Genomic DNA, 19,547 nt, shown 5'->3' on the forward strand with positions numbered 1-19,547 from the left:
CGTCCTCAGCGCGCGGCCGTGGCGCGGGTGGCCGCCGGCGCCGGCGGCGCCCGGAGCGCCGTACCGGCGATATTGCGCACCAGGTCGCCGTCGTTGAGGAAGCCGGCGCCCTGGACCACGATCGCCATGTCGGGGGTCAGGCCGCTGACCACCTCGACCCGCTCGCCCAGCCGGCGGCCCAGGTTCACCTTCACCTGGCTCACGCGGCTGTCGGCATTCAATCGGAACACGTAGCTGAAGCCGTCGCGCACGGCCACCGCCTGCTGCGGCACCGTCAGCGCGTTCGACGCGCCCAGCTCGAAGCGGCCGCTGGCGAACATGCCGGCCTTGAGCGGCATGTCGCTGGACAGGGACGGCGGCAGGTCGACATACACCAGGGCGATGCGGGTCTGCGGATCGACCGATGGCGCGACGGTGCGCACCTTGCCGGCGATCTCGGCCCCGCTGGCGGCGCGCACGACGGCGCGGCGGCCGGGCTTGATGCGGCCCAGGTCTTGCGCCACGACTTCGGCGCGCCATTCGAGGCGGCCCTGGCGGATCATGCGGAACAGTTCGGTGCCGACGCCCACCACGGCGCCGACGGTGGCGCTGCGCGCCGAGATCACGCCGCCGTCGGGCGCGACCACCTGCGTGTACTTCAGGCGCAGCTGCTGCTGGGTGAGGGTGGCCTGGGCCGATTTCACGCGCGCCGCGGCGGTCATTTCGCCGGTGACGTACTGGGTGACCTGCTGCGCGCTCAGCGCGCCCGAGCTTTCCAGCGCGCGGGCGCGGTCGGCGTTCGCCTTCGCTTCCTTCTGGTTGGCCTGGGCTTCGAGCAGCGCGGCGCGCGCGCCTTCGATCTCGGCGCGCACCGTCTCGTCGGCAAACACCGCCAGCACCTGCCCCTTCTTGACCACGTCGCCGACGTTCACCCGCACCTCGGCCAGGCGCAGGCCGTTCGATTCGCTGCCGATCACCGCCTCTTGCCAGGCGGCGATGCTGCCGTTGGCGGTGAGGTTGATCGGCAGGCTGGTGGTGGCGGGGCGGGCCGTGGTGACGCTCAGGGCGGGGCGCGGCGGCGCTTTTGCATTCTCCGCGGTGGCGCGGTTGGCCGTGGCGAATGCGATGGTGGCGCACAGGGCGGCGGCGCCCAGGGCAATGACGAGCGTACGCGGAGCGCGAGTGTTTATCATGGTCTCTATGTCTTTTGGCTATAGCAAAGAAGTGTAGCAAAAGCGATACGGCAGGCAGGTGCGCACGCGCCGTGCCATGGCCGGTGCGCCTGCGTAGGTGGAGCGGTTCGTTGGCCCGAAAGGCGGCCGAAAAGGAGGGAATATTAGGGAAAAGGAAATGGCGCACTGCCGCAAACGCCCAGGCCGCCGGCCCGTTTAGAGGGCTTCCTCTATTGAAACAACTACAGTACTTCTACCGTATTGCACTGCACAATAAAAAAGACTATATTGGAACTGTCTCCTCCAGTTTTCTCCGAAAATTGGATTCCCGCCCGCCAACCACCAGGTTCGCGGGCGTTTTTTTTTGCTTATGGAAGAGATTCAGGCGTCTTCGCCCTGGAAGGCGTTGGCGCGCCAGGTCAGCACCAGCGTGTCGCGGTAGCCGTGCTCTCCCAGCGGCTGGATCGGCGTCGACTCGTGGATCACGGCGGCGTCGTCGAGCAGCAGCAGGGTCCAGGGCTCGAGCATCGTGAAGCGCTGGCCGGCCGGGCCATGGGCGTCGAACACGCGCGTTTCGCCGCCCTTGATGTCCTTGCGATTGATGAGGATCACGGCCACGAAGTTGACGCCGTCGCGATGCGCGCCTTCGGGCGTGGGGCGGCCGATGCCGTCGGCGGTGTCGATCCGGAACTGGTGCGCTTCGACGAACCAGCGCTGCTGGCCCGCGACCGTTGAACAGACCGCGCCCAGCGCGCGCAGCAGCCTGTCCCAGGCCGGATTGGCGACGGTGGCCGCTTCCATCGGGGCGAACAGGCGGTGCATGCCGCCGTGCAGCGCGTTGTACTCGACCGGTTGCCAGTGCGCGCGGTGCGGCGTCTGCGTCAACTGGCCGGCGTCGTCGATGAAGCAGGAATGGCGCCGGCGCCGGTAGCGGCCGCCGTCCTTGAGGTATTCGTCCAGCTCGAGCCGGTCCCAGCTCGGCACGAGCGAGTCCAGCTCGCCGATGCCGCAGCCGGCCAGCGCGGCGACGTCGGCAGGACGCAGGACGGCGTAACCGGTGCTGCGCAGGGCATCCGTCAGCTGCGACGGCGCGAGATAGGGAAGTTGCGTTTGCAATGTAGTCATCCCGCTAGCGTAGCACTTTTCGTCTTTACGGGTGACCGCCCCCGCCGAACGATCGATGCGCTGGATCAGGCAGCCGGCAGGCGCCGTCACCACTGTTTGACCAGGGTCAGGCGCAGCGAGCGCGGCTCGATCGGGTGGAAGTGCACGTCGGCCACCGGCGCGGCCTCTCCCTGCAGCTGCGACTCGTAGAAGTAGTCGATGGCCGAGGCGCGCCGGTTGGTGAGATTGAAGCCTTCCAGCTCCAGGCGCAGGTCATTCGCCAGCCGGTAGCCGATGCGGCCATTGAGCGTCAGGCTCGAACTCGAGCGCACGCTGTCGTCCTCGATCAGCGGACGCGGGCCGAACCAGCGCAGGCGCAGGGAACCCGACCACGGGCCGCTCGGGTCGACCGTCACGCCCAGCTGGGCGACGCCTTCGATGGCGCCGGGAATGCGATTTCCTTCGAGGTTTTCGCCTCGCGAGCGGGCGCGCGCCCAGGCCGCGTCGAGGTCGATCGACAGCCATTTGAGCGGGCGGTAATAGTTCGAGAACTCGATGCCGTAGCGGCGGCTCGGATCGCCCGCTTCGGTATTGCCGGCGTCGCCGATATAGGTCAGCTCGGAATCGAAGTCGAGCCGGTACACGGCCAGCGAGGTCTGCATCTTCGGGATGGCCTCGGTGCGCACGCCGAATTCGAACCCACGCGAACGCACCAGGCCGGGCGTCGGGTCCACCGCCTCCAGGGTCTTCGGGTCGACGGTCGCCACCGTGCCGCGCGCGTCGTTGCTGTGGAAGCCGTGGCCGTAGTTGGCGTACAGCTCGGTCGCGGCCCACGGGCCATAGACGATGTTCAGGGTCGGCGTGACCAGCGTGTCGTGCGCCTTTCCGGCGTTCTCGAGGCGGTCGCCGTCCACGCGGAAGCGGTAGTTGCTGGCCCGGACGCCCGCCACCGTGCGCAGCGCGTCGCTCCAGCGCGTCGCGTTTTCGATGAAGACGGCGCCGCTGGTCTCGACGATGTGGTCTTCGCGCGTGGTCGCGATGCGCTGGCGCCGGCGCGTGTCGTACAGGCCGTTGAAGATATTGTCGTTCTGGAGCTGCGCGCCCACCGTCAGGTCGGACGACAACTCCTCGGTGCGGTGCATGTGCCAGGTGTGGGTGGCGTCGATGCCGGTGGTGACGCGGCGGTCGGGTTGGGCGAACTGGTCGCCGTTCACCGGGTCGTTCAGGAAATAGGTGAAGTTCGAGAACAGCGCGAGCTGGTTGCGGATCGCGTAGGCGCTCACCTTGCTGGCCGAATCGGCGTCGGTCCGGCGCCAGACGCCCGACAGGCTGAAGCGCCGCGCCTCGCCGCCGTCGCTGTCGTCGACCAGGTCGTATCGCCCGATGCGGCCATCCTGCACCGCGCGCAGCGGGATCTGGTCGGTGGAGTTCCAATCGCCGCGATAGCCCATCGCGGTGACGCTCCAGCCGTTATTGGCGTAGCCCTGGCTGAACCGCAGCACGGCATTGAACTTGCGGTAGTCGTCCGGCCGCGTCCACGGGCCGTCGTTATGCATCGCTTCCAGCGCGTACAGCAGGCTGCCGCCCGCCACCTCGGGCGATCCGGCGATCATGGCGCGCCGGTAGCCGTCCTGGCCGACGGTGGCCGAGGCGACGTCCTTCACCAGCCGGTTGGCATAGGTGAGCGAGGCCACGCCGGCCGACGAGAAGTCGCCTTCGCGCGCCGAATACGGGCCCTTGCGGTAGTCGAGGCGGCCGACCAGCTCCGGGATCAGGAAGTTCAGGTCGGTCCAGCCCTGGCCGTGGGCGTGGCTGCGCTGGTTGACCGGCATGCCGTCGACCCAGGTCGCCAGGTCGGTGCCGTGGTCGAGGTTGAAGCCGCGCAGGTAGAACTGGTTGGCCTTGCCTTCGCCGCTGTGCTGGCTGGCGATCAGTCCGGGCGTGACCTCGAGCAGCTCGCCCGGGCGATAGGCGATGCGGCCGGCCAGGTCCTTCGCGCCGGCGCTGCCGGCGCCGGCCGAATCGGCGATGCCGAGCTGGGATGCGCGGGCGCCTTCGACCAGCACGCGCTGGAGCTGGAAGTCGTCGGCATGGACGGCGGACGTGGCGGACAGCGCGGCCAGCGCGCAGGCGATAGGACGAAGAATCATGGCGTTCGGGAAGGTGTTTTTTACTGCGCCGGCTGCTCGAGCGCCTGGCGGGTGAAGGTGAGCGAACGGACTGCGCCGCCCGCGCCCAGGTTGACGGTATTGACCTGCTCGGGCAGGAAGTCGATCAGCACGCCCTGGCGGATCGTGGCCGCGCGGGTCAGCGGCGTGTCGTCGATTTCCTGGTAGATGACGACGCTGTTGGCGTCGACCGTCATGCCGACCCACTTGGCCGGCAGGCGCTTGCCATCCTGGCCGGCGAGCCAGAACTGGCGCTCGACGTACTGGCGCAGCACGTCCTGGTCTTCCGGGTCGGAGAGGTCGAACTGGCGCTGGTACAGGTTCAGCAGCAGGGCGTCGATGTCGTGCGCCGTATAGGTGTGGACGATCTCGGTGCTCCCGGTGCGTTCGTTGTACGAGATGTCGGTCATGCCGAAGTGGAAGCGGTGCGCGCTCGCCGCTGTGCTGACGCACAGCAGCAGGGCGAGCCACAGCGTCGTGAACCCGCGCAGTGTCATTGCGCGCCCTTCAAAGGCGTCTTCATGTCGCGCATCAGGTTGTTCGGATCGCGCTCGGTCTTGAACAGCTCCAGGCGCGACGGCGCGGCCCTCCTCGGCCAGCTGTTGTTGCTGGTGTCGATGTCGGCGGTTTCCCAGAACGGATCCTGGGTCAGGCCCACGATCGGCTCGTCAAGCACGAACAGCTTGGTGATCTGCTTCGACGAATAGCGCCACACTTCGGCGGGAATGCGCTCGACGATCTTCTTGCCGCTTTTCAGTTCGATCTCGACGATCAGCGGCATCACCAGCCCGCCCTTGTTGGCAAAGTCGACCAGGGTCAGGTGCTTGCCTTCCTTGAGCAGCGCCTTTTCCCAGTCCTCCAGGCCGGCCATGGTTTCCTGGTACTTGTTGCGGTCCTTGTTGGTGACCGTGAACTCGTCGTGCTCGTTGTAGAAGTCCTTCAGCTCGGGATGGGCGTCGATGCGGCGCGCCATCCCCTTGTTGCGCTGGTCCATGACCGACACCGGTTCGCCGTTGGCGCGTTCGCGGCGCAATGCCTTCTCGACCTCCGGGTCCTGGCTGCTGACGGTGTACTCGGTGATGCCCTCGACGCTGATGTCGACCGCGTCGGTGGTGTAGAACCAGCCGCGCCAGAACCAGTCGAGGTCGGTGCCGGACGCGTCTTCCATGGTGCGGAAGAAGTCGGCCGGGGTCGGGCGCTTGAACTTCCAGCGTTCGGCGTATTCCCTGAAGGCGAAGTCGAACAGTTCGCGGCCGAGGATGGTCTCGCGCAGGATATTGAAGGCCGTGGCCGGCTTGGCGTAGGCGTTGTTGCCGCGCTGGAGCGTCGATTCGGCATTCGTCATGATCGGCGCCTGGTTGGTGCTGCGCATGTACGAGACGATGTCGCGCGCCTCGCCGCGGCGCGACGGGTAGTTTTCTTCCCAGGCCTGCTCGGCCAGGAACTGCAGGAAGCTGTTCATGCCCTCGTCCATCCAGGTCCACTGGCGCTCGTCCGAGTTGACGATCATCGGGAAGTAATTGTGGCCGACCTCGTGGATGATCACGCTGATCAGCCCATACTTGGCGGCCTTCGAATACGTCATCTCGCCGGTCTTGGCATCCTTCACGGGACGGCGCCCGTTAAACGACAGCATCGGGTATTCCATGCCGCCCACCGGGCCGTTGACCGAGATCGCGACCGGATACGGGTAGTCGAACGAATACTTGTTGTACTGTTCGATGGTGTGGATCACGGCCGGCGTCGAATATTTTTCCCACAGCGGATTGGCCTCGGCCGGGTAATACGACATCGCCATCACGTCCTGCTTGCCGCTCTTGATGCCTTGCGCATCCCAGATGAATTTGCGGCTGGTGGCGAAGGCGAAGTCGCGCACGTTCTGCGCCTTGAAGCGCCAGGTCCGGGTGCCGGTGGCGCGGCCTTTTTCGTTCGCCTGGGCTTCCGGCTGGGTGATGATCATGACCGGCTTGTTCGCCGTGCGCGCCTGCTTGAGCCGCTCGCGCTGGACCGCGGTGAGCACGTCGCCCGGGTTCTGCAGTTCGCCGGTGGACGCCACCACGTGGTCGGCGGGCGCCGTGATCTGGACGTCGTAGTCGCCGAATTCGAGGGTGAATTCGCCGTCGCCCAGGTATTGCGCGTTCTGCCAGCCTGCGGCGTCGTAATAGGCCGCCATGCGCGGGAACCACTGGGCGATTTCAAAGATGTCGTTGCCGTCGTCGAAGCGTTCGAAGCCCATGCGGCGGCCCAGCACGTTCATCTCGGGAATGTTGAAGCTCCAGGCCACGTCGAACGAGGTGCGCGCGCCGGGCTTCAGTGGCTGCGGCAGGTCGATCCGCATCATGGTCTTGTTGATCGTGTGGCGCAGGGGCTTGCCGTCGCTGCCGGTCACGCTGGCGATGTGGATGCCGCCGTCGAACTTGCGCGCCTCGAGCGTGAAGCGCAGGGCGTCGAACTTGACGCCATCGTTGCCGCGCGGCTGCCAGGCGTCGCGCGACGGCAAGGTGGAAATATTGCGGTTGTCCGAATCGTTGCGGAACATGTTCTGGTCCAGCTGCACCCACAGGTAGGACAGGGTATCCGGCGAATTGTTATGGTAAGTGACGGTGCCCGAGCCGCTCAATGAACGCTTGTTCTCGTCGAGCGTCACGCGCAGCCGGTAGTCGGCGCGCTGCTGCCAGTACTTGTGACCCGGCGCGCCCGACGCGTTGCGGGTCTCGCCGGGCGTCGGCAGCAACTCATCCAGCTGGCGGAACTTGTCGTCGAAGACGGGGCCGGCGGCAGTCGCGGAGGTGGAAAGGACGAGGGCGGCGAGCGCCGCGTGCAGGTGCTTGAGATTCATGTGGGTGACAGCAGAAAGTAAAACACCGGCAGCTGGGCCGGCGTAGGGTCGGCGGCTACGCCGCCGACGCGTTCAACAGGAGAGGGAGCCGCCGCTCACTCGGCCGACGGCGCTTCCGCCTTGTCCTTTTCCTTGAGCTTCGTATTAAAGTCGCGCATCAGGTTGTTCGGATCGCGCTCGGTCTTGAACAGCTCCAGCCGCGACGGCGTCGCCTTGCGCGGCCAGCTGTTGTTGCTGACGTCGACGTCGGCCGTCTCCCAGTACGGGTCCTGGGTCAATCCGACCATCGGTTCGTCGGTGACGAACAGCTTGGTGATCCTCGCCGGCGAATAACGCCACACCTCGGCCGGAATGCGCTCGATGATCTTCTTGCCGCTCTTGAGTTCGATCTCGACCACCAGCGGCGTCACCAGCCCGCCCACGTTCGTGAAGTCCACCAGGTACAGGTGCTTGCCTTCCTTGAGCAGCGCCTTTTCCCAGTCCTCCAGGCCGGCCATCTTTTCCTGGTAGCGGTTGCGGTCCTTGTTGGTGACGGTGAAGTCGTCGTTCTCGTTGTAGAAGTCCTTCAGCTCGGGATGCGCATCGACGCGGCGCGCCATCCCCTCGTTGCGCTGCTTCGTGACCGAGACCGGTTCCTCCGCGCGGCGCGCACGCTGCAGGGCCTTCTCGACCTCCGGATCCTGGCTCGAGACCGTGTATTCGGTGATGCCGTCCACGCTCACGTCGACCGCGTCGGTGGTGTAGAACCAGCCGCGCCAGAACCAGTCGAGATCGGTGCCGGACGCGTCTTCCATGGTGCGGAAGAAGTCGGCCGGGGTGGGGCGCTTGAATTTCCAGCGCTGGGCGTATTCCTTGAAGGCGAAGTCGAACAGTTCGCGGCCCAGCACCGTCTCGCGCAGCACGTTCAGCGCGGCGGCCGGCTTGGCATAGGCGTTGTTCCCGAACTGCAGCAGCGACTCCGAGTTGGTCATGATCGGCACCTGGTTACGGCTCTTCATGTAATCGGTGATGCGGCGCGGCTCGCCGCGGCTGTCCGGCCAGTTCTCTTCCCAGGCCTGCTGCGCCAGGTATTGCACGAAGGTGTTCAGGCCCTCGTCCATCCAGGTCCACTGGCGTTCGTCCGAGTTGACGATCATCGGGAAGTAGTTGTGGCCCACCTCGTGGATGATCACGCCGATCAGGCCATACTTGGTGCGCTGCGAATAGGTGATCTCGCCGGTCTTCTTATCCTTGCTTGGGCGCGGACCGTTGAACGAGATCATCGGGTATTCCATGCCGCCCACGGGGCCGTTGACCGAGATCGCGGTCGGGTACGGGTAGTCGAAGGAGTACTTGTTGTACTGCTCGATGGTGTGGATGATCGCCTGGGTCGAGTATTTCTCCCACAGCGGATTACCCTCCTTCGGGTAATAAGACATCGCCAGCACGTCGACGTCCCCGCTCTTGACGCCCTGCGCGTCCCAGATGAACTTGCGGCTCGAGGCGAAGGCGAAATCGCGCACGTTCTTCGCCTTGAAGTGCCAGGTCTTGGTGGCGCCGCTGCTTACTGCGCTGCGCGCCTTCTCGGCCGCTTCGGCTTCCGCCTGGGTCACGATGACGACCGGCTTTTTCGCGGTGCGCGCCTGCTTGAGGCGCTCGCGCTGGGCGGCGGTCAGCACGTCGCCCGGGTTCTGCAGCTCGCCGGTCGACGCGACCACGTGGTCGGCGGGTACCGTAATGCGCACGTCGTAGTCGCCGAATTCAAGAGTGAATTCGCCCGAGCCCAAGAACTGCTTGTGCTGCCAGCCGTAGACGTCGTAGTAGGCGGCCATGCGCGGGAACCACTGGGCGATCTCGAACAGGTCGTTGTTGTCGTCGAACTTCTCGTAGCCGGCGCGCCCGCCCAGCACCTTCTGCTCGTTGATGTTGTAGCGCCAGTCGACGCTGAAGGTCACGCGCGCGCCGGGCTTGAGCGGCTGCGGCAGGTCGATCCGCATCATCGTCTTGTTGATGGTGTGCGGCAGCGCGCGGCCGTTCGCGTCCTTGACCGCCAGGATGTCGAAGCCGCCGGGGAAGGTTTGCTGCTCGAGCAGGGTGCGCAGGCCGTCGAACTTCAGCCCGGTCTGCGCCGTCGCGCCGGTCCAGGCATTGCGCGAGGGGAGGGCGGCGCTCTGGCGCGCGTCCGAACCAGGCTTGTAGATGTTCTGGTCCAGTTGCAGCCACAGGTACTTGAGGGTATCCGGGGAGTTGTTATGGTAGGTCACCGTGCCGGCGCCGGTGAGCGCGCGTTTGTTCTCGTCGAGCGTGGCGCGGATCGTGTAGTCGGCGCGCTGCTGCCAGTAGGCGTGACCTGGAGCGCCGGACGCGGTGCGGATCGCGCCCGGCGTCGGGAGCAGTTCGTCGAGCTGGCGGAACTTGTCGTCGAAGGGCGCGGCTGCGAACGCCGACGTGGCAAGGCATAGCGCGGCTACGCCGATAGGCAAACGGAACATGATTCCCCTGGGCTTTTAATTGGTATTAGAAAAGAATTCTAATCCTGATATTAATCAAGTGCCCATGGGATTTGTAAAAATGCTGAAACATTCAGCTGATCGCCGGCCCGATAAGTCGCAGGACGATGCTATGCGGCTGGCATGCTGAACCTGAACGTGGTGCGGCCGGCGTCCGAAGTGACGCTGATCGTGCCGCCGTGGCCGCGCGCGATCTGGTCGACGATGTACAGGCCCAGTCCCAATCCCTCATCGCCGGGACGCGAAGTGGCGCGCCAGTAAGGCTTGAACAGCTGGGCGATGACGGCCGGGCCGAGCGGCGAGCCGGCGTTGCTCACCTCGAGCACGAAGTCGGCGTCATCGATCCCAACCCTGACTTCGGCCGGCTGTGCCGGTTCGCCATGCACCAGCGCGTTCTTGAGCAAGTTGGACAGCAGCTGCGCCAGGCGTTGCGGATCGCAGCGCAGAACTATGCCGCGCGCGATGCTGCTGGCGATCGCGCGGTTGGGGTAGGCACCGCGCAGTTCATCGACTACCTGCTCGAGCACCAGGTCGACGTCGTGGTGCCGGGACAGCTCAAGGGCCAGTCCGGATCCCATTCGCCCGCGCGTGAAATCGACAACGTTGTCGACCAGCCCGGTCATGCGCAGTGCACTGCTTCGCATCCGTTCCACCACCTTCCTGGTGACCGGATCGTCGTGGCGGCGCGCCAACAGTTCGGCGCCGCCCAGAATCGCACCCAGCGGTGTGCGTAGGTCGTGGCCCAGCACCGCGATGAACTGTTCGCGCAGCTCCGCCGTTTCGCGCTCGGACAGCAGGGCCGAGCGGGTCGCGTTCAATGAGCGTTCGGTCTCGAGCTGGTGCGAAATGAGTTCGGCAAACAGCGTCAGGGCCGGCACGATGGCGCCTTCGCTCAGCTTCCTCGGTTCTGGATCGAGGCCGCACAAGGTGCCGAAATAGAACCCGTCAGGACGAAAGATCGGAATCGAAAAATAGCTCTGGAAGCCGTAGATGCGCGGGGTGTGGTGGTCACGGTAGCAGTCGCTGTCGCGGACGCAGTCGATGACGATGGTCGCCCTGGTCTCGCGCACTTCTTCGCACAGCGTGGTGGTGACGTCAAGCTGGGCGCCGGGGACGAGGCCGAATCCCAGCTGGTCGTGCACTGCGCAGGTAGTCTAGCTGGTCGCGGTGACGTGGGCGATGCAGACAAAGCGCAGGCCGGTGAGGGCAGCGACGGTTTCCAGCATGCGCGGCACGGCAGCGATGGACTGGATTTCCCTCACATGGCTGGAAAGCGAATCCGGCATGGTGCAAAAGACGGAATGAAAATCCCATCATAGCATGCAGGTCGCGGCCTGGAAGCGTTGCTTCAGGCCAGCCAGCGCCCGTCCTGGTACACCCTTTCCTCGCCAAGGTACACCGCATCGGTCACCGCGAACACGTCGATGTGGTAGCGCGCATCCTTGCGCTTGAAGCCGGGCTTCGGATACACGCCATGCTTGGCGCCGAGCGACAGGTGGATGCCGCACATGCGCTCGTAGGTGCCGATGTCGTCCACCCGCAGCTCGCGCGTGAAGGCGCGGTTCAGGCCGAAGCCCAGCTCGCGCACCCAGACTTCGCCTTCGTCCGCGCGGATATTGTCCAGCACCTGCTGGAAGGCCGGCGTCGCGTTCTCGGTGGCGACCACGCGGCCGGCCTCGATCACCAGCGTCACCGGCACGTCCGGCCGGTTCGAGCGGTAGCTGGTGTCGCCGAACACGTGGATTTGCACCCGGCCGTGCACCGCTTCGAGGTCGAGCGCTTCGGTGAACACTTCGCCGATCGGGAACTGGCCGCCGACGTTCTTCATGTCGCTGTAGTCGCCGATGTTCAACTTGGCCGGCTCGAACGGCGAGGCGAAGGTGAGCGTCTCGCCGCCGCCGACCACGCGGCCGTGCGGCGCGCGGTCGATGCGTTCCTTGAGCGCGCGCCCGGTGCCGCGAAAATACGCCGGATCGTAGGCCAGGGCGTCGATGTAGTGCTCGCCCTGGATGCCCGGCATGCGCGACAGGTGCACGTGCTCGATCACTTTCAGGTCGAGCTTGAACAGCTCGACCCGCATGCGAAAGCCGTCGAGGCGGAAGTTCGACGATTGCAGCAGCACCACCAGCTCGCCCGCCGCCATCGTGCGAAACGCCGCCAGCACCGCTTCCGGCGTCACGGCGTCGAAGTCGATGAAGGTCGCGTCCGGCAGGTTGCGCCGGTAGCCTTCGAGCAGGGCGCGCGACAGGCCGGTGCGGGTGTCGTACACCACCAGCGCGCGCTCCCCGGGACCGTGTTCGAGCGCGATCGTCAGCACGTCGGCTAGATGCCTGGTGGCGGCATCGATGGCGTGCGCAGGGAGGTCGGCGTGGGGATCGGCAGCGGTCATGGCGGAATCGGAAAGCGCAAGAAAGAATGGACAGGCAGGCGCCCATTATACGTACGTCGGCCGAAAGTTCCCGCCGGGGCACGCGATGAGTTCGATTATTGATGCGTCCGGGATCGCACGACGCTACCTCGTGAACGGCGCGCCGCGCGACAGTGCGCGGAGCTATCATTTGAGCAATAGCAAAGCCACGGCCCACAGGTCGTGTTTCGACAAATTATTTGGCAGAGCGAAAGGCAGCAATGGCGTACAGATGGGAAACGCCTGCCAGTATCTGGCAGGAAGACGAGGCAAGCGGCGAATTCGCCCTGCTCGCCAGCGCGGGCCTGGGTCCGGTCGACTGGCAGGGGCGCGCGCGCCAGCGCCTGCCCGACGTCGCCCACGTGCTCGGCGCTTCGCTACCCCTCGATTGCCGCTGCTCGCCGATCTATCCCGAAGGCTTCGCCTACTGCCCGCGCTGCGGGCGCCCGCTGCTGCGCCTGGCCGGCACGCCGGCGCATGCGCGCGGGTGGTGGGGCCCGGGTGGGGACGAGATGCTGCCGCGCCACGTGCCGCACGGTTTGCCGGTCACGTCACTGCCGCTTGGCGACAGCCTCGAAGAACGCCCGCCCGCGCCGACGCCGGGCCGTTGCGACCTGACCATGCCGGCGCCGCCGAATGCCTGCTCGGTGTTCGCCGCCGCCGGCTTCGGCTTTCCCGGCGAACGCCTGCTGGCGCTGGCCCACACCCGCGGGGTGTTGCAGTACTGGGATCCACTGGGCGGCAGCTGGCATGTGCTCACGCCCGAAGCGGGCGCCGCCAGCCTGGTGTTCACCGCGTCCAGCCACGCCTGGATCCCGGCGCTGGAGCCGCGCCGCGGCGAGGCCGGCGTGGTCCCCGGCCTGGACGGCCTGCAACGGCTCTGGATCGACCCGGTCAGCGAAACCTACCGCACCGAGAGCGTGCTGGCCGCGCCCATCGTGGCCGCGCCCGGCCTCATGCGGCGCCACCTGGCCTGCCTCGCGGGCGGCATCGATGGCGTGCGCCTGTGGAGCATGCGTCTCGACCTCGATGAAGCGCAGGAATATGCCTGCCCCGATGCGCCGGCAGCCGGCTGGAGCCGTCCGCTCGGCTACGACGGCCGCCTGTTCTGGCTGCATGCCCAGGGCCAGCTCACCTGGCGCCCGGGCGAGGCGCCGCTGTTCACCCCATGGCCGCTGCACTGGCAACCGCGCCTGGACTTCGGCGGGCCGACCCAGAGCCGCGACGGCCGCCTGTGGCAGATCGGGCACGATGGCCAGGGCTATTCCTACCTCGAACTTGGCGCCGGCCCCGACCACCTGCCGGCGCGCATGGCGATCGACGGCGCGCGCCTCGGCTTCGCCAATTTCCTGTTCCGGCGCGGGCATCCGGTGCTGGACGAGCCGTGGTCGAACGAGCACGTCGAAGACCCGCACCACGACGACACGCTGGTGCTGCCGCTGCTGCGCAGCTTCAACAACAACCGCAGCCAGCCGAGCGGCCTGGTGCTGCGCTTTCACAAGGCAAACTTCCGCGCCGAAGAAGCGTTGGGGACCGGAGCAGACGTGAGCACGCCTGCGCGCGTCATTCCACGCACCACGGTGGAGTGGATCGGGCGCCGCAACGTGATCCTGGACGAGATCGCGCGCCTGGCCCGTCCGCTCGAGTGCGTGCCGGTGGTGGCGGGCGGCTGCCTGTGGTTGCACCATCCCGACTGGAACCAGATGCGCGGCTGGCGCCTGGACGAGCTGTTGTGATCACGACGATGATGAAGACGATCGCACGTCCACTGGTGGCGGCCTTGCTGGCCGGCGTGTCGCTGTGCGCCGCAGCTGCGTCGCCTTCCGTGCCGCACGTCTTCCTGGTGCAGAACTCGGGCTGGATGGAGCCCTTCTACAGCGATCCCAGGTCGCCCTTCAAGCCGCTGGTGGCGGCGCTAGCGGGCAGCGTGGTGCAGCCGGGAGAAGCGCTGGTGCTGGCCAGCTTCAATCAGTCGCTGCCTGGGACGCCGTCGCCGCGCGCGCTGCTGTCGTTCAAGGCAAGCGAGGAACCGGTCCGCGCGCGCGTGGCGCAAGCCATCTCTAGCCTCGACACGGCGCGCAAGCCGGGCGGCGCCGCGCTGGCCGACACCGACCTGGGCGAAGCGGTGCGCGCCGCGACGGGGCAGGTGCTCCAGGGCCGGCCGGGCATCGTCTGGCTGGTGACGAACAACCGCAACAGCCCCGACAACGACCAGGCCACGGCCGCGCGCAACCGCGAATTCTATGCGCTGATCCACGGCGGCGACGCGATCACGAAGGCGCTGGCCTTCCCGCTGCGCATGCCGGTGCAAGGCAAGCACTACAGCGCGAATGGCCTGATGGTGTACGCCTTCGCGGTCGGGCCGCAAGGCGCGGCGGCGCTCGATGCGCTGCTGGCGTCTGGACGCATCGCCCGGGTGATCACCGAGCCGCCGGCGCGCCTCAAGCCGCTCGACCGCGATACCGTGCGGCTGGCGCCGCGCCGCGTGGTCAATGCGCCGGGCGTGTCGTTTGCCGCGGACGCCGGCGGCGTGCTGCGCGCCGACGTCGCTTCCGATGCGCGCACGCCGCAGGCGCGCATCGAGTGGAACCTGGAAAACACGATGTATCCGTACACGATCGGATCCGCCACCCTGAGCGCGCGCTCCCTGCTTGCCGGCGAGAGCCATCCGATCGTGCTCGATACCCAGCGCGTGCGCGCGCTGGCGCCCGGCCAGCCGGCGCCGCTGGGTTCGAGCATGCCGCTGCCGGTGGCGCAGATGCCCGACAAATGGTCGCTGGCCGCGCTCAAGTCCGCGGGTTCCGCCTACGTGCTGCCGGGCCGGATCGAGCTGCACCTGGCCGACCAGAAGCTCGTGCTGTCGCAGGCCTTCCGCCAGCGCATGGCGGCGCTGTTCCCGGGCGACCCGCTGCCGGACATCTTCATCCCGCCGGCGCGGGTGCAGGCGTCGACGGCGGTGCTGCCGCTGGAAGTGCGCGTCCACTACGGCATGGGACCGTTGCTGGCGCTCGTCGGTGGCCTGTTGGCGCTGCTGGCGCTGCTCGCCGCCGGCGCCTGGGCCTGGACCAGGCCGCGCACGGCGCAGGTGCTGGTGGATGAAGAAGCGCGCACCTTGCGCGGCCGCCCCGGCACCATCCAGCCGGTCCATGACCGCCATGGCGAGCAGGTCGCGCAACTGAAGACAACGCTGTTCGGCCATCGGCTGCTCGCTGTGCGCGAAGGCGCGCAAGTGCGGCTCGGCCGCTGAATACCAGAAAGGAAGACGCCATGCAGGCAACCCAGCCACCGACAAATGCGCCATCGCCCGCCGATCCCGGCTTCAAGCTGCCGGAGGAGTCGGCATCGCCACAAGACTCGTTGCCGCAGACTTTACCCGACACCGCCACTCGCCCGGTCGAAGTGATGCCGGTCGACCCGCACACCTTGCCGGTGGCCGACACCTCGGACCGCGACCTGGCGATCGGCGGCATCGTGTTCCTGATCCTGCTCAGCGTCTACTTCTTCGTGCGCGGCGCCTACGTCCACCACCTGGTGCGCAAGCGCGTGGCGCCTTCCTCGGCCGGCAACGCGGGCTGGCTGCTGTTCGTCGGCCTCGGCTTCCTGTCGGCGGCGGCGGTGCTGGCCATCATCAACGCCAGCCGTTTCCTGACCTTCGCCGTCACCGGTCCGCTGGTGGCGGTGGGCCTGGTGGCGCTGGTCGCGTCGCTGTTCATCGGCCGTCGCTAAGAGGGGGTTCCTATACCATGGCAGAATTCCCGAACCCATCGAGCCTCAACAGCCGTCCGGCCGAACTGAAGGTCGACCTGCGGCCGACCCTGTTCATCGGCGCCGGCGGCACCGGCATGGAAGTCATGATGCGCATCCGGCGCCGCATCCTGTCGGCGGTCTGGAACCGGCGCCATCCGACCCGGGTCGAATCGATCGCCGACTTCCCGGTGGCGCGCTTCCTGCACTTCGACCTCGACAGCAATGCCGTCATCGACGAGGGCAAGTCGCAGCGCACCGATCCCTGGTACGAGCTGGTGCGCCTCTCCGACGAGGAGCGCCTGGTCGAGCCGCTCGACCTGCCGCAATACCACGAGTCCGACGACAGCCTGGCGCGCTTTCCGCTGATCGAGAGCTGGATGCCGCTGCGGCCCAAGAAGCTGCGCTCGCTCGGCATCGATCCGTCGAAGGGCGCGGGCCAGATCCGCGCGCTGGCGCGGCTCTACCTGTTCGACAAGTATCCGAAGCTGCGCGGCCGCATCAAGGGCGCGCTGAACTACCTGAGCAGCAATGCCGGCATCGAGCGCAAGGAAAATTACCAGCGCCTCGGGCTGCAGGTCGACACCTCGAAATTCAGGATCGTCGTCATTGCCTCCGCCGCCGGCGGCACCGGCGCCGGCAGCGTGCTCGACCTGGGCTGGCTGTCGAAGGCGATCGCGCGCCAGGAAGTGTCCGACAGCCAGGTCGACCTGGTGCTGCTGATGCCGTCCGGTTTCGCCAAGGCCAACAAGGAGCGCACCGAGGCCAATGCCTACGCCACCCTGATGGAACTCGAGACGGCGATGCGCGACATGAACGCCAATGTCACGTGGCTGGACCCGGACAGCATCGCCGGCCGCGGCGCGCCCTACGACGACGTGTATGTGGTCGACACCGCCAACCTGGCCAACAAGGCCACGCTCGACGTCAAGGACGTCTACCAGATGGTGGCCGACACGCTGTTCGAAGACTTCGCCTCGGCGGACTTCGCCAACCGCAAGCGCTCGGTGGCGGTCAACCAGCAGCAGCACAAGCTGGGTCCGTACAACCCGCGCGTGCCCGAGGCGCGCTTCGGCGACATGCGGCTGTCGTACTCGAAGGCGTATTCCAGCTTCGGCCAGTCGGTGCTCGACACCCAGCAAAGCCTGCATGAAGACATCCGCGCCTATGAACTGGCGGCGCTGATGGTGAAGGCCTTCTTCGGGTTGGCGGGCACGGACGGCGTGGCGGCCAGGCGCGCCGGCGACGCCGAGCGCGACGCCTTCATGCGCGAGCAGATGGAAATGGCCGAGCGGCCGTTCGACGAGTTCCCCGACCTGCGCAAGGGTTCGGTGGACGTCACGCCCTTCACCGAGTACGCGCTGACGACCGCGCTGCTGCAGGACCGTGACGGCCGCTCGCTGCTCGAGCGCGTGGAAAGCCGGGTCCAGCTCGAGATGGACCGCATCATGGCGTCCTACGACATCAAGCTGTGGCGCGAAAAAGTGTCCGAGCTGCTGCCGCAGCTCGAACGCGACGCGATCCGCGAAGCCGGCGCCACCGCCGAGACCAGCGAGGACCGCATCAAGCGCCATACCGGCGAACTGACGAACCGCGTGAAGGGCAGGGTGCGCGAGCGCCTGTACGCCCTGCTCGACGACCGCCGCCAGGGCGGACTGGAATTCGTGCTGTCGCTGCTGGAGCAGGTCAAGGCGCGCCTGGCGCAGCGCGACCTGGCGCATGCCGAGCGCAATGGCCGCCGCTACCGCGACATCCGCGACGCGCTGCGCACGCGCCAGGTCGAGGAATCGCTGAACAACCTGGGCCAGGCCGCGGGCCGCCTGTTCGGCAAGGAGCCGCAGGCGCGCGAAGTGATGGGCCACCTCAAGCGCGACCTGGCCGACTACCTGCGCTTCCACCTGCTCGCGGTGGCGGCGGGCCAGGCGATCGAGGTGATGCGCTCGCTATCCGGCTGGCTGGGCGATCCGCAATCCACCGATGAACACGGCCATGCGCAGTGGAGCGGCATCGCCGGCGAATTCCAGGAGGGCCGGCGCGCCGTGCAGGCGATGCTCGGGGCGGTGGACCAGCGCATCATGCAACTGCGCGCCGACGCGCGCCAGGAACATGCGACCACGATCAAGCTCGGCCTTGATACGACGCCGGCGCCAGTGAGGCTTACCGGCGACACCAGCATCTGGAGCGAGGAAGTGCTGCTCGAATTCGGCGGTTCGGCGCGCCTGTTTCCGCAGCTGGGCGACGAACGCCTGCGCGCCGAGCTGCTGCTCAAGCTGTTCCGCCGCGCGCAGTTGCAGCTGTCCAGCCAGGGGCTGGATCAGCAGGAGCGCGCCGATCCGCTGCTCGAACGTTTATCGAACCTGTCGCCGCAGGAGCGCCAGCGCATTTTCGCCGAGTGGATCCGCAGCGCGATGCCGTGGGTGAATGCGCGCTTCTCGGCCGAGTTCACGCCGAACGCCGACCAGTTCAAGTGCTTCATCGGTGTGGGTGACCCGATCGCGTGGCGGCGCATGGAGGCCGAGATCCGCGCCGCCGTGCCGACCGGTTACTTCCATGGCGAGCTGGTGTCGATCGTCAACACCGGGGTGAGCGGCAGGGCGGTGTGCTATATCGAGCTGTCCGGCTATCCGATGACGGTGCTGCGTGGCCTGCCAACCTGGCGCGCCTCGTACCAGATCGAGAACCCGAAGATCCCGACCCACCTGCATTTCGACGCCACGCGTTTTCGCCATCCGATCTCGCCGTCGATGGACGAGCTGGGACGGCTGGCCGACGATTACGAGTGGTATTTGCAGGCGATCGCGCTGGGCGTCATCCGGCGCAAAGCGGAGCTGGGCGACCGCGAGGCCGCTTTCCAGCCGCGTGGCCAGTACCTGTTCGAGGTCGAAGCGGGGTCCGGCGAATGGCTCCAGGTCGGCAACGAGTTCGCGATCCGCTCCAACGGCCTGCCGCCTTATTATCGCGAGGGGATCGTCGCGGCGGTCCAGGCCCGCCTGGCGAATCTCGGCCCGCAGCGGCTGATGCTGCTGGCGGCGCTGATGCGCTATTACCAGCTGCGCGTGTACGAACCGCGCCTCGAAGTCGACGAGACGGGCGCCCAGCTGCCATCGCCCTCGCTGCCGAACATCACCGCGCGCCGCCTGTACGACAGCTGGATCCGGCGCGCGCAGGCGCTGGACCCGGCCCTGGGGCCGGCGCGCGTCGAGGCCTTGCTGGGCCATGTCGAGCGCTGGACCGAGGCCGTTCCCGGCTCGAGCCAGGACGCCTACGGCTGGGAAGTCGAGCGCGCGGTCGACAAGCGCGTGATCCTGCCCGCGTTGCTGGCGGACGAGGAAGCGGCGGCGCAGGCGCTGGCGCCGCGTCCGGTCGCGCCGCCACCGCTGCCGAGCGCGACGCCACGCTTCAAGCTGTTCATCGGCGGCGCCCAGCGCGGGCCGTTCACGGTCGACGAGGTCGCGCAGCAGGCCGCGCGCGGCGAGATCGACCACGCCACCCGCGCCTGGGACATGCGCTGGCATCCGAAGATCGGCAAGTGGAGCACGGTGGGTGAGCTGCCCGAATTGGCAACCGCGTTGGCGACCGCGCTTGGCCGGACGCGCGATGATGGGATACCCGATCCCGACGACGGCGTGCCGGACCCGGACTAGG

Annotated in this window: 12 protein-coding genes; 4 read left to right on the forward strand and 8 right to left on the reverse strand. The window is 67.2% G+C overall.

Features of this window, described 5'->3' with window-relative positions; genetic code table 11:
- Nucleotides 1–5: 5 nt before the first annotated feature.
- The 8 genes from LO55_RS11205 to LO55_RS11240 form a co-directional block, all read right to left on the reverse strand.
- A complete protein-coding gene (locus tag LO55_RS11205; protein WP_071361516.1) occupies nt 6–1,172 on the reverse strand; it encodes an efflux RND transporter periplasmic adaptor subunit in 1,167 nt (388 codons plus the stop codon).
- Nucleotides 1,173–1,532: 360 nt separating this feature from the next.
- Nucleotides 1,533–2,276 carry a 2OG-Fe dioxygenase family protein gene (locus LO55_RS11210; protein WP_071363767.1) on the reverse strand — a complete coding sequence of 248 codons (744 nt, stop codon included), beginning with the start codon at nt 2,274–2,276 and terminating at the stop codon, nt 1,533–1,535.
- 86 nt (nt 2,277–2,362) lie between these two features.
- Nucleotides 2,363–4,405 (reverse strand): TonB-dependent receptor, encoded by a 2,043-nt coding sequence (locus LO55_RS11215; protein WP_071361517.1) that lies wholly within the window; start codon nt 4,403–4,405, stop codon nt 2,363–2,365.
- Nucleotides 4,406–4,425: 20 nt separating this feature from the next.
- Entirely contained in the window at nt 4,426–4,920 is a 495-nt protein-coding gene (locus LO55_RS11220; protein WP_071361518.1) for a DUF6702 family protein, read from the reverse strand.
- The gene (locus LO55_RS11225) at nt 4,917–7,262 is read right to left on the reverse strand and encodes a M1 family metallopeptidase (protein ID WP_071361519.1); all 2,346 of its coding nucleotides are present in this window, start codon (nt 7,260–7,262) and stop codon (nt 4,917–4,919) included. The genes LO55_RS11220 and LO55_RS11225 overlap by 4 nt, the downstream gene beginning before the upstream one ends.
- 95 nt (nt 7,263–7,357) lie before the next feature.
- The gene (locus LO55_RS11230; protein WP_071361520.1) at nt 7,358–9,733 is read right to left on the reverse strand and encodes a M1 family metallopeptidase; all 2,376 of its coding nucleotides are present in this window, start codon (nt 9,731–9,733) and stop codon (nt 7,358–7,360) included.
- 128 nt (nt 9,734–9,861) lie between these two features.
- Nucleotides 9,862–10,893: a sensor histidine kinase gene (locus tag LO55_RS11235; RefSeq protein WP_229410128.1), complete on the reverse strand. Its 1,032-nt coding sequence runs from the start codon at nt 10,891–10,893 to the stop codon at nt 9,862–9,864.
- 206 nt (nt 10,894–11,099) lie between these two features.
- On the reverse strand, nt 11,100–12,140 hold the full coding sequence (locus tag LO55_RS11240) for a M29 family metallopeptidase (protein WP_071361521.1): 1,041 nt from the start codon (nt 12,138–12,140) through the stop codon (nt 11,100–11,102).
- 239 nt (nt 12,141–12,379) lie between these two features.
- On the opposite strand from LO55_RS11240, the gene LO55_RS11245 reads away from it, so the two are divergent.
- The 4 genes from LO55_RS11245 to LO55_RS11260 are packed head-to-tail and all read left to right on the forward strand — an operon-like array spanning nt 12,380 to nt 19,546.
- On the forward strand, nt 12,380–13,894 hold the full coding sequence (locus LO55_RS11245) for a hypothetical protein (RefSeq protein ID WP_071361522.1): 1,515 nt from the start codon (nt 12,380–12,382) through the stop codon (nt 13,892–13,894).
- Nucleotides 13,891–15,405 (forward strand): hypothetical protein, encoded by a 1,515-nt coding sequence (locus LO55_RS11250; RefSeq protein WP_229410129.1) that lies wholly within the window; start codon nt 13,891–13,893, stop codon nt 15,403–15,405. Before LO55_RS11245 ends, LO55_RS11250 begins: the two co-directional genes overlap by 4 nt.
- Before the next feature lie 20 nt (nt 15,406–15,425).
- Nucleotides 15,426–15,884, forward strand: a complete 459-nt coding sequence (locus LO55_RS11255) for a hypothetical protein (protein ID WP_071361523.1) — start codon at nt 15,426–15,428, stop codon at nt 15,882–15,884.
- A 17-nt stretch (nt 15,885–15,901) separates the two neighbouring features.
- Nucleotides 15,902–19,546 (forward strand): tubulin-like doman-containing protein, encoded by a 3,645-nt coding sequence (locus LO55_RS11260; RefSeq protein WP_071361524.1) that lies wholly within the window; start codon nt 15,902–15,904, stop codon nt 19,544–19,546.
- Nucleotide 19,547: the final 1 nt, after the last annotated feature.

Source organism: Massilia timonae (assembly GCF_001866515.1).
GTDB lineage: Bacteria > Pseudomonadota > Gammaproteobacteria > Burkholderiales > Burkholderiaceae_D > Telluria > Telluria timonae.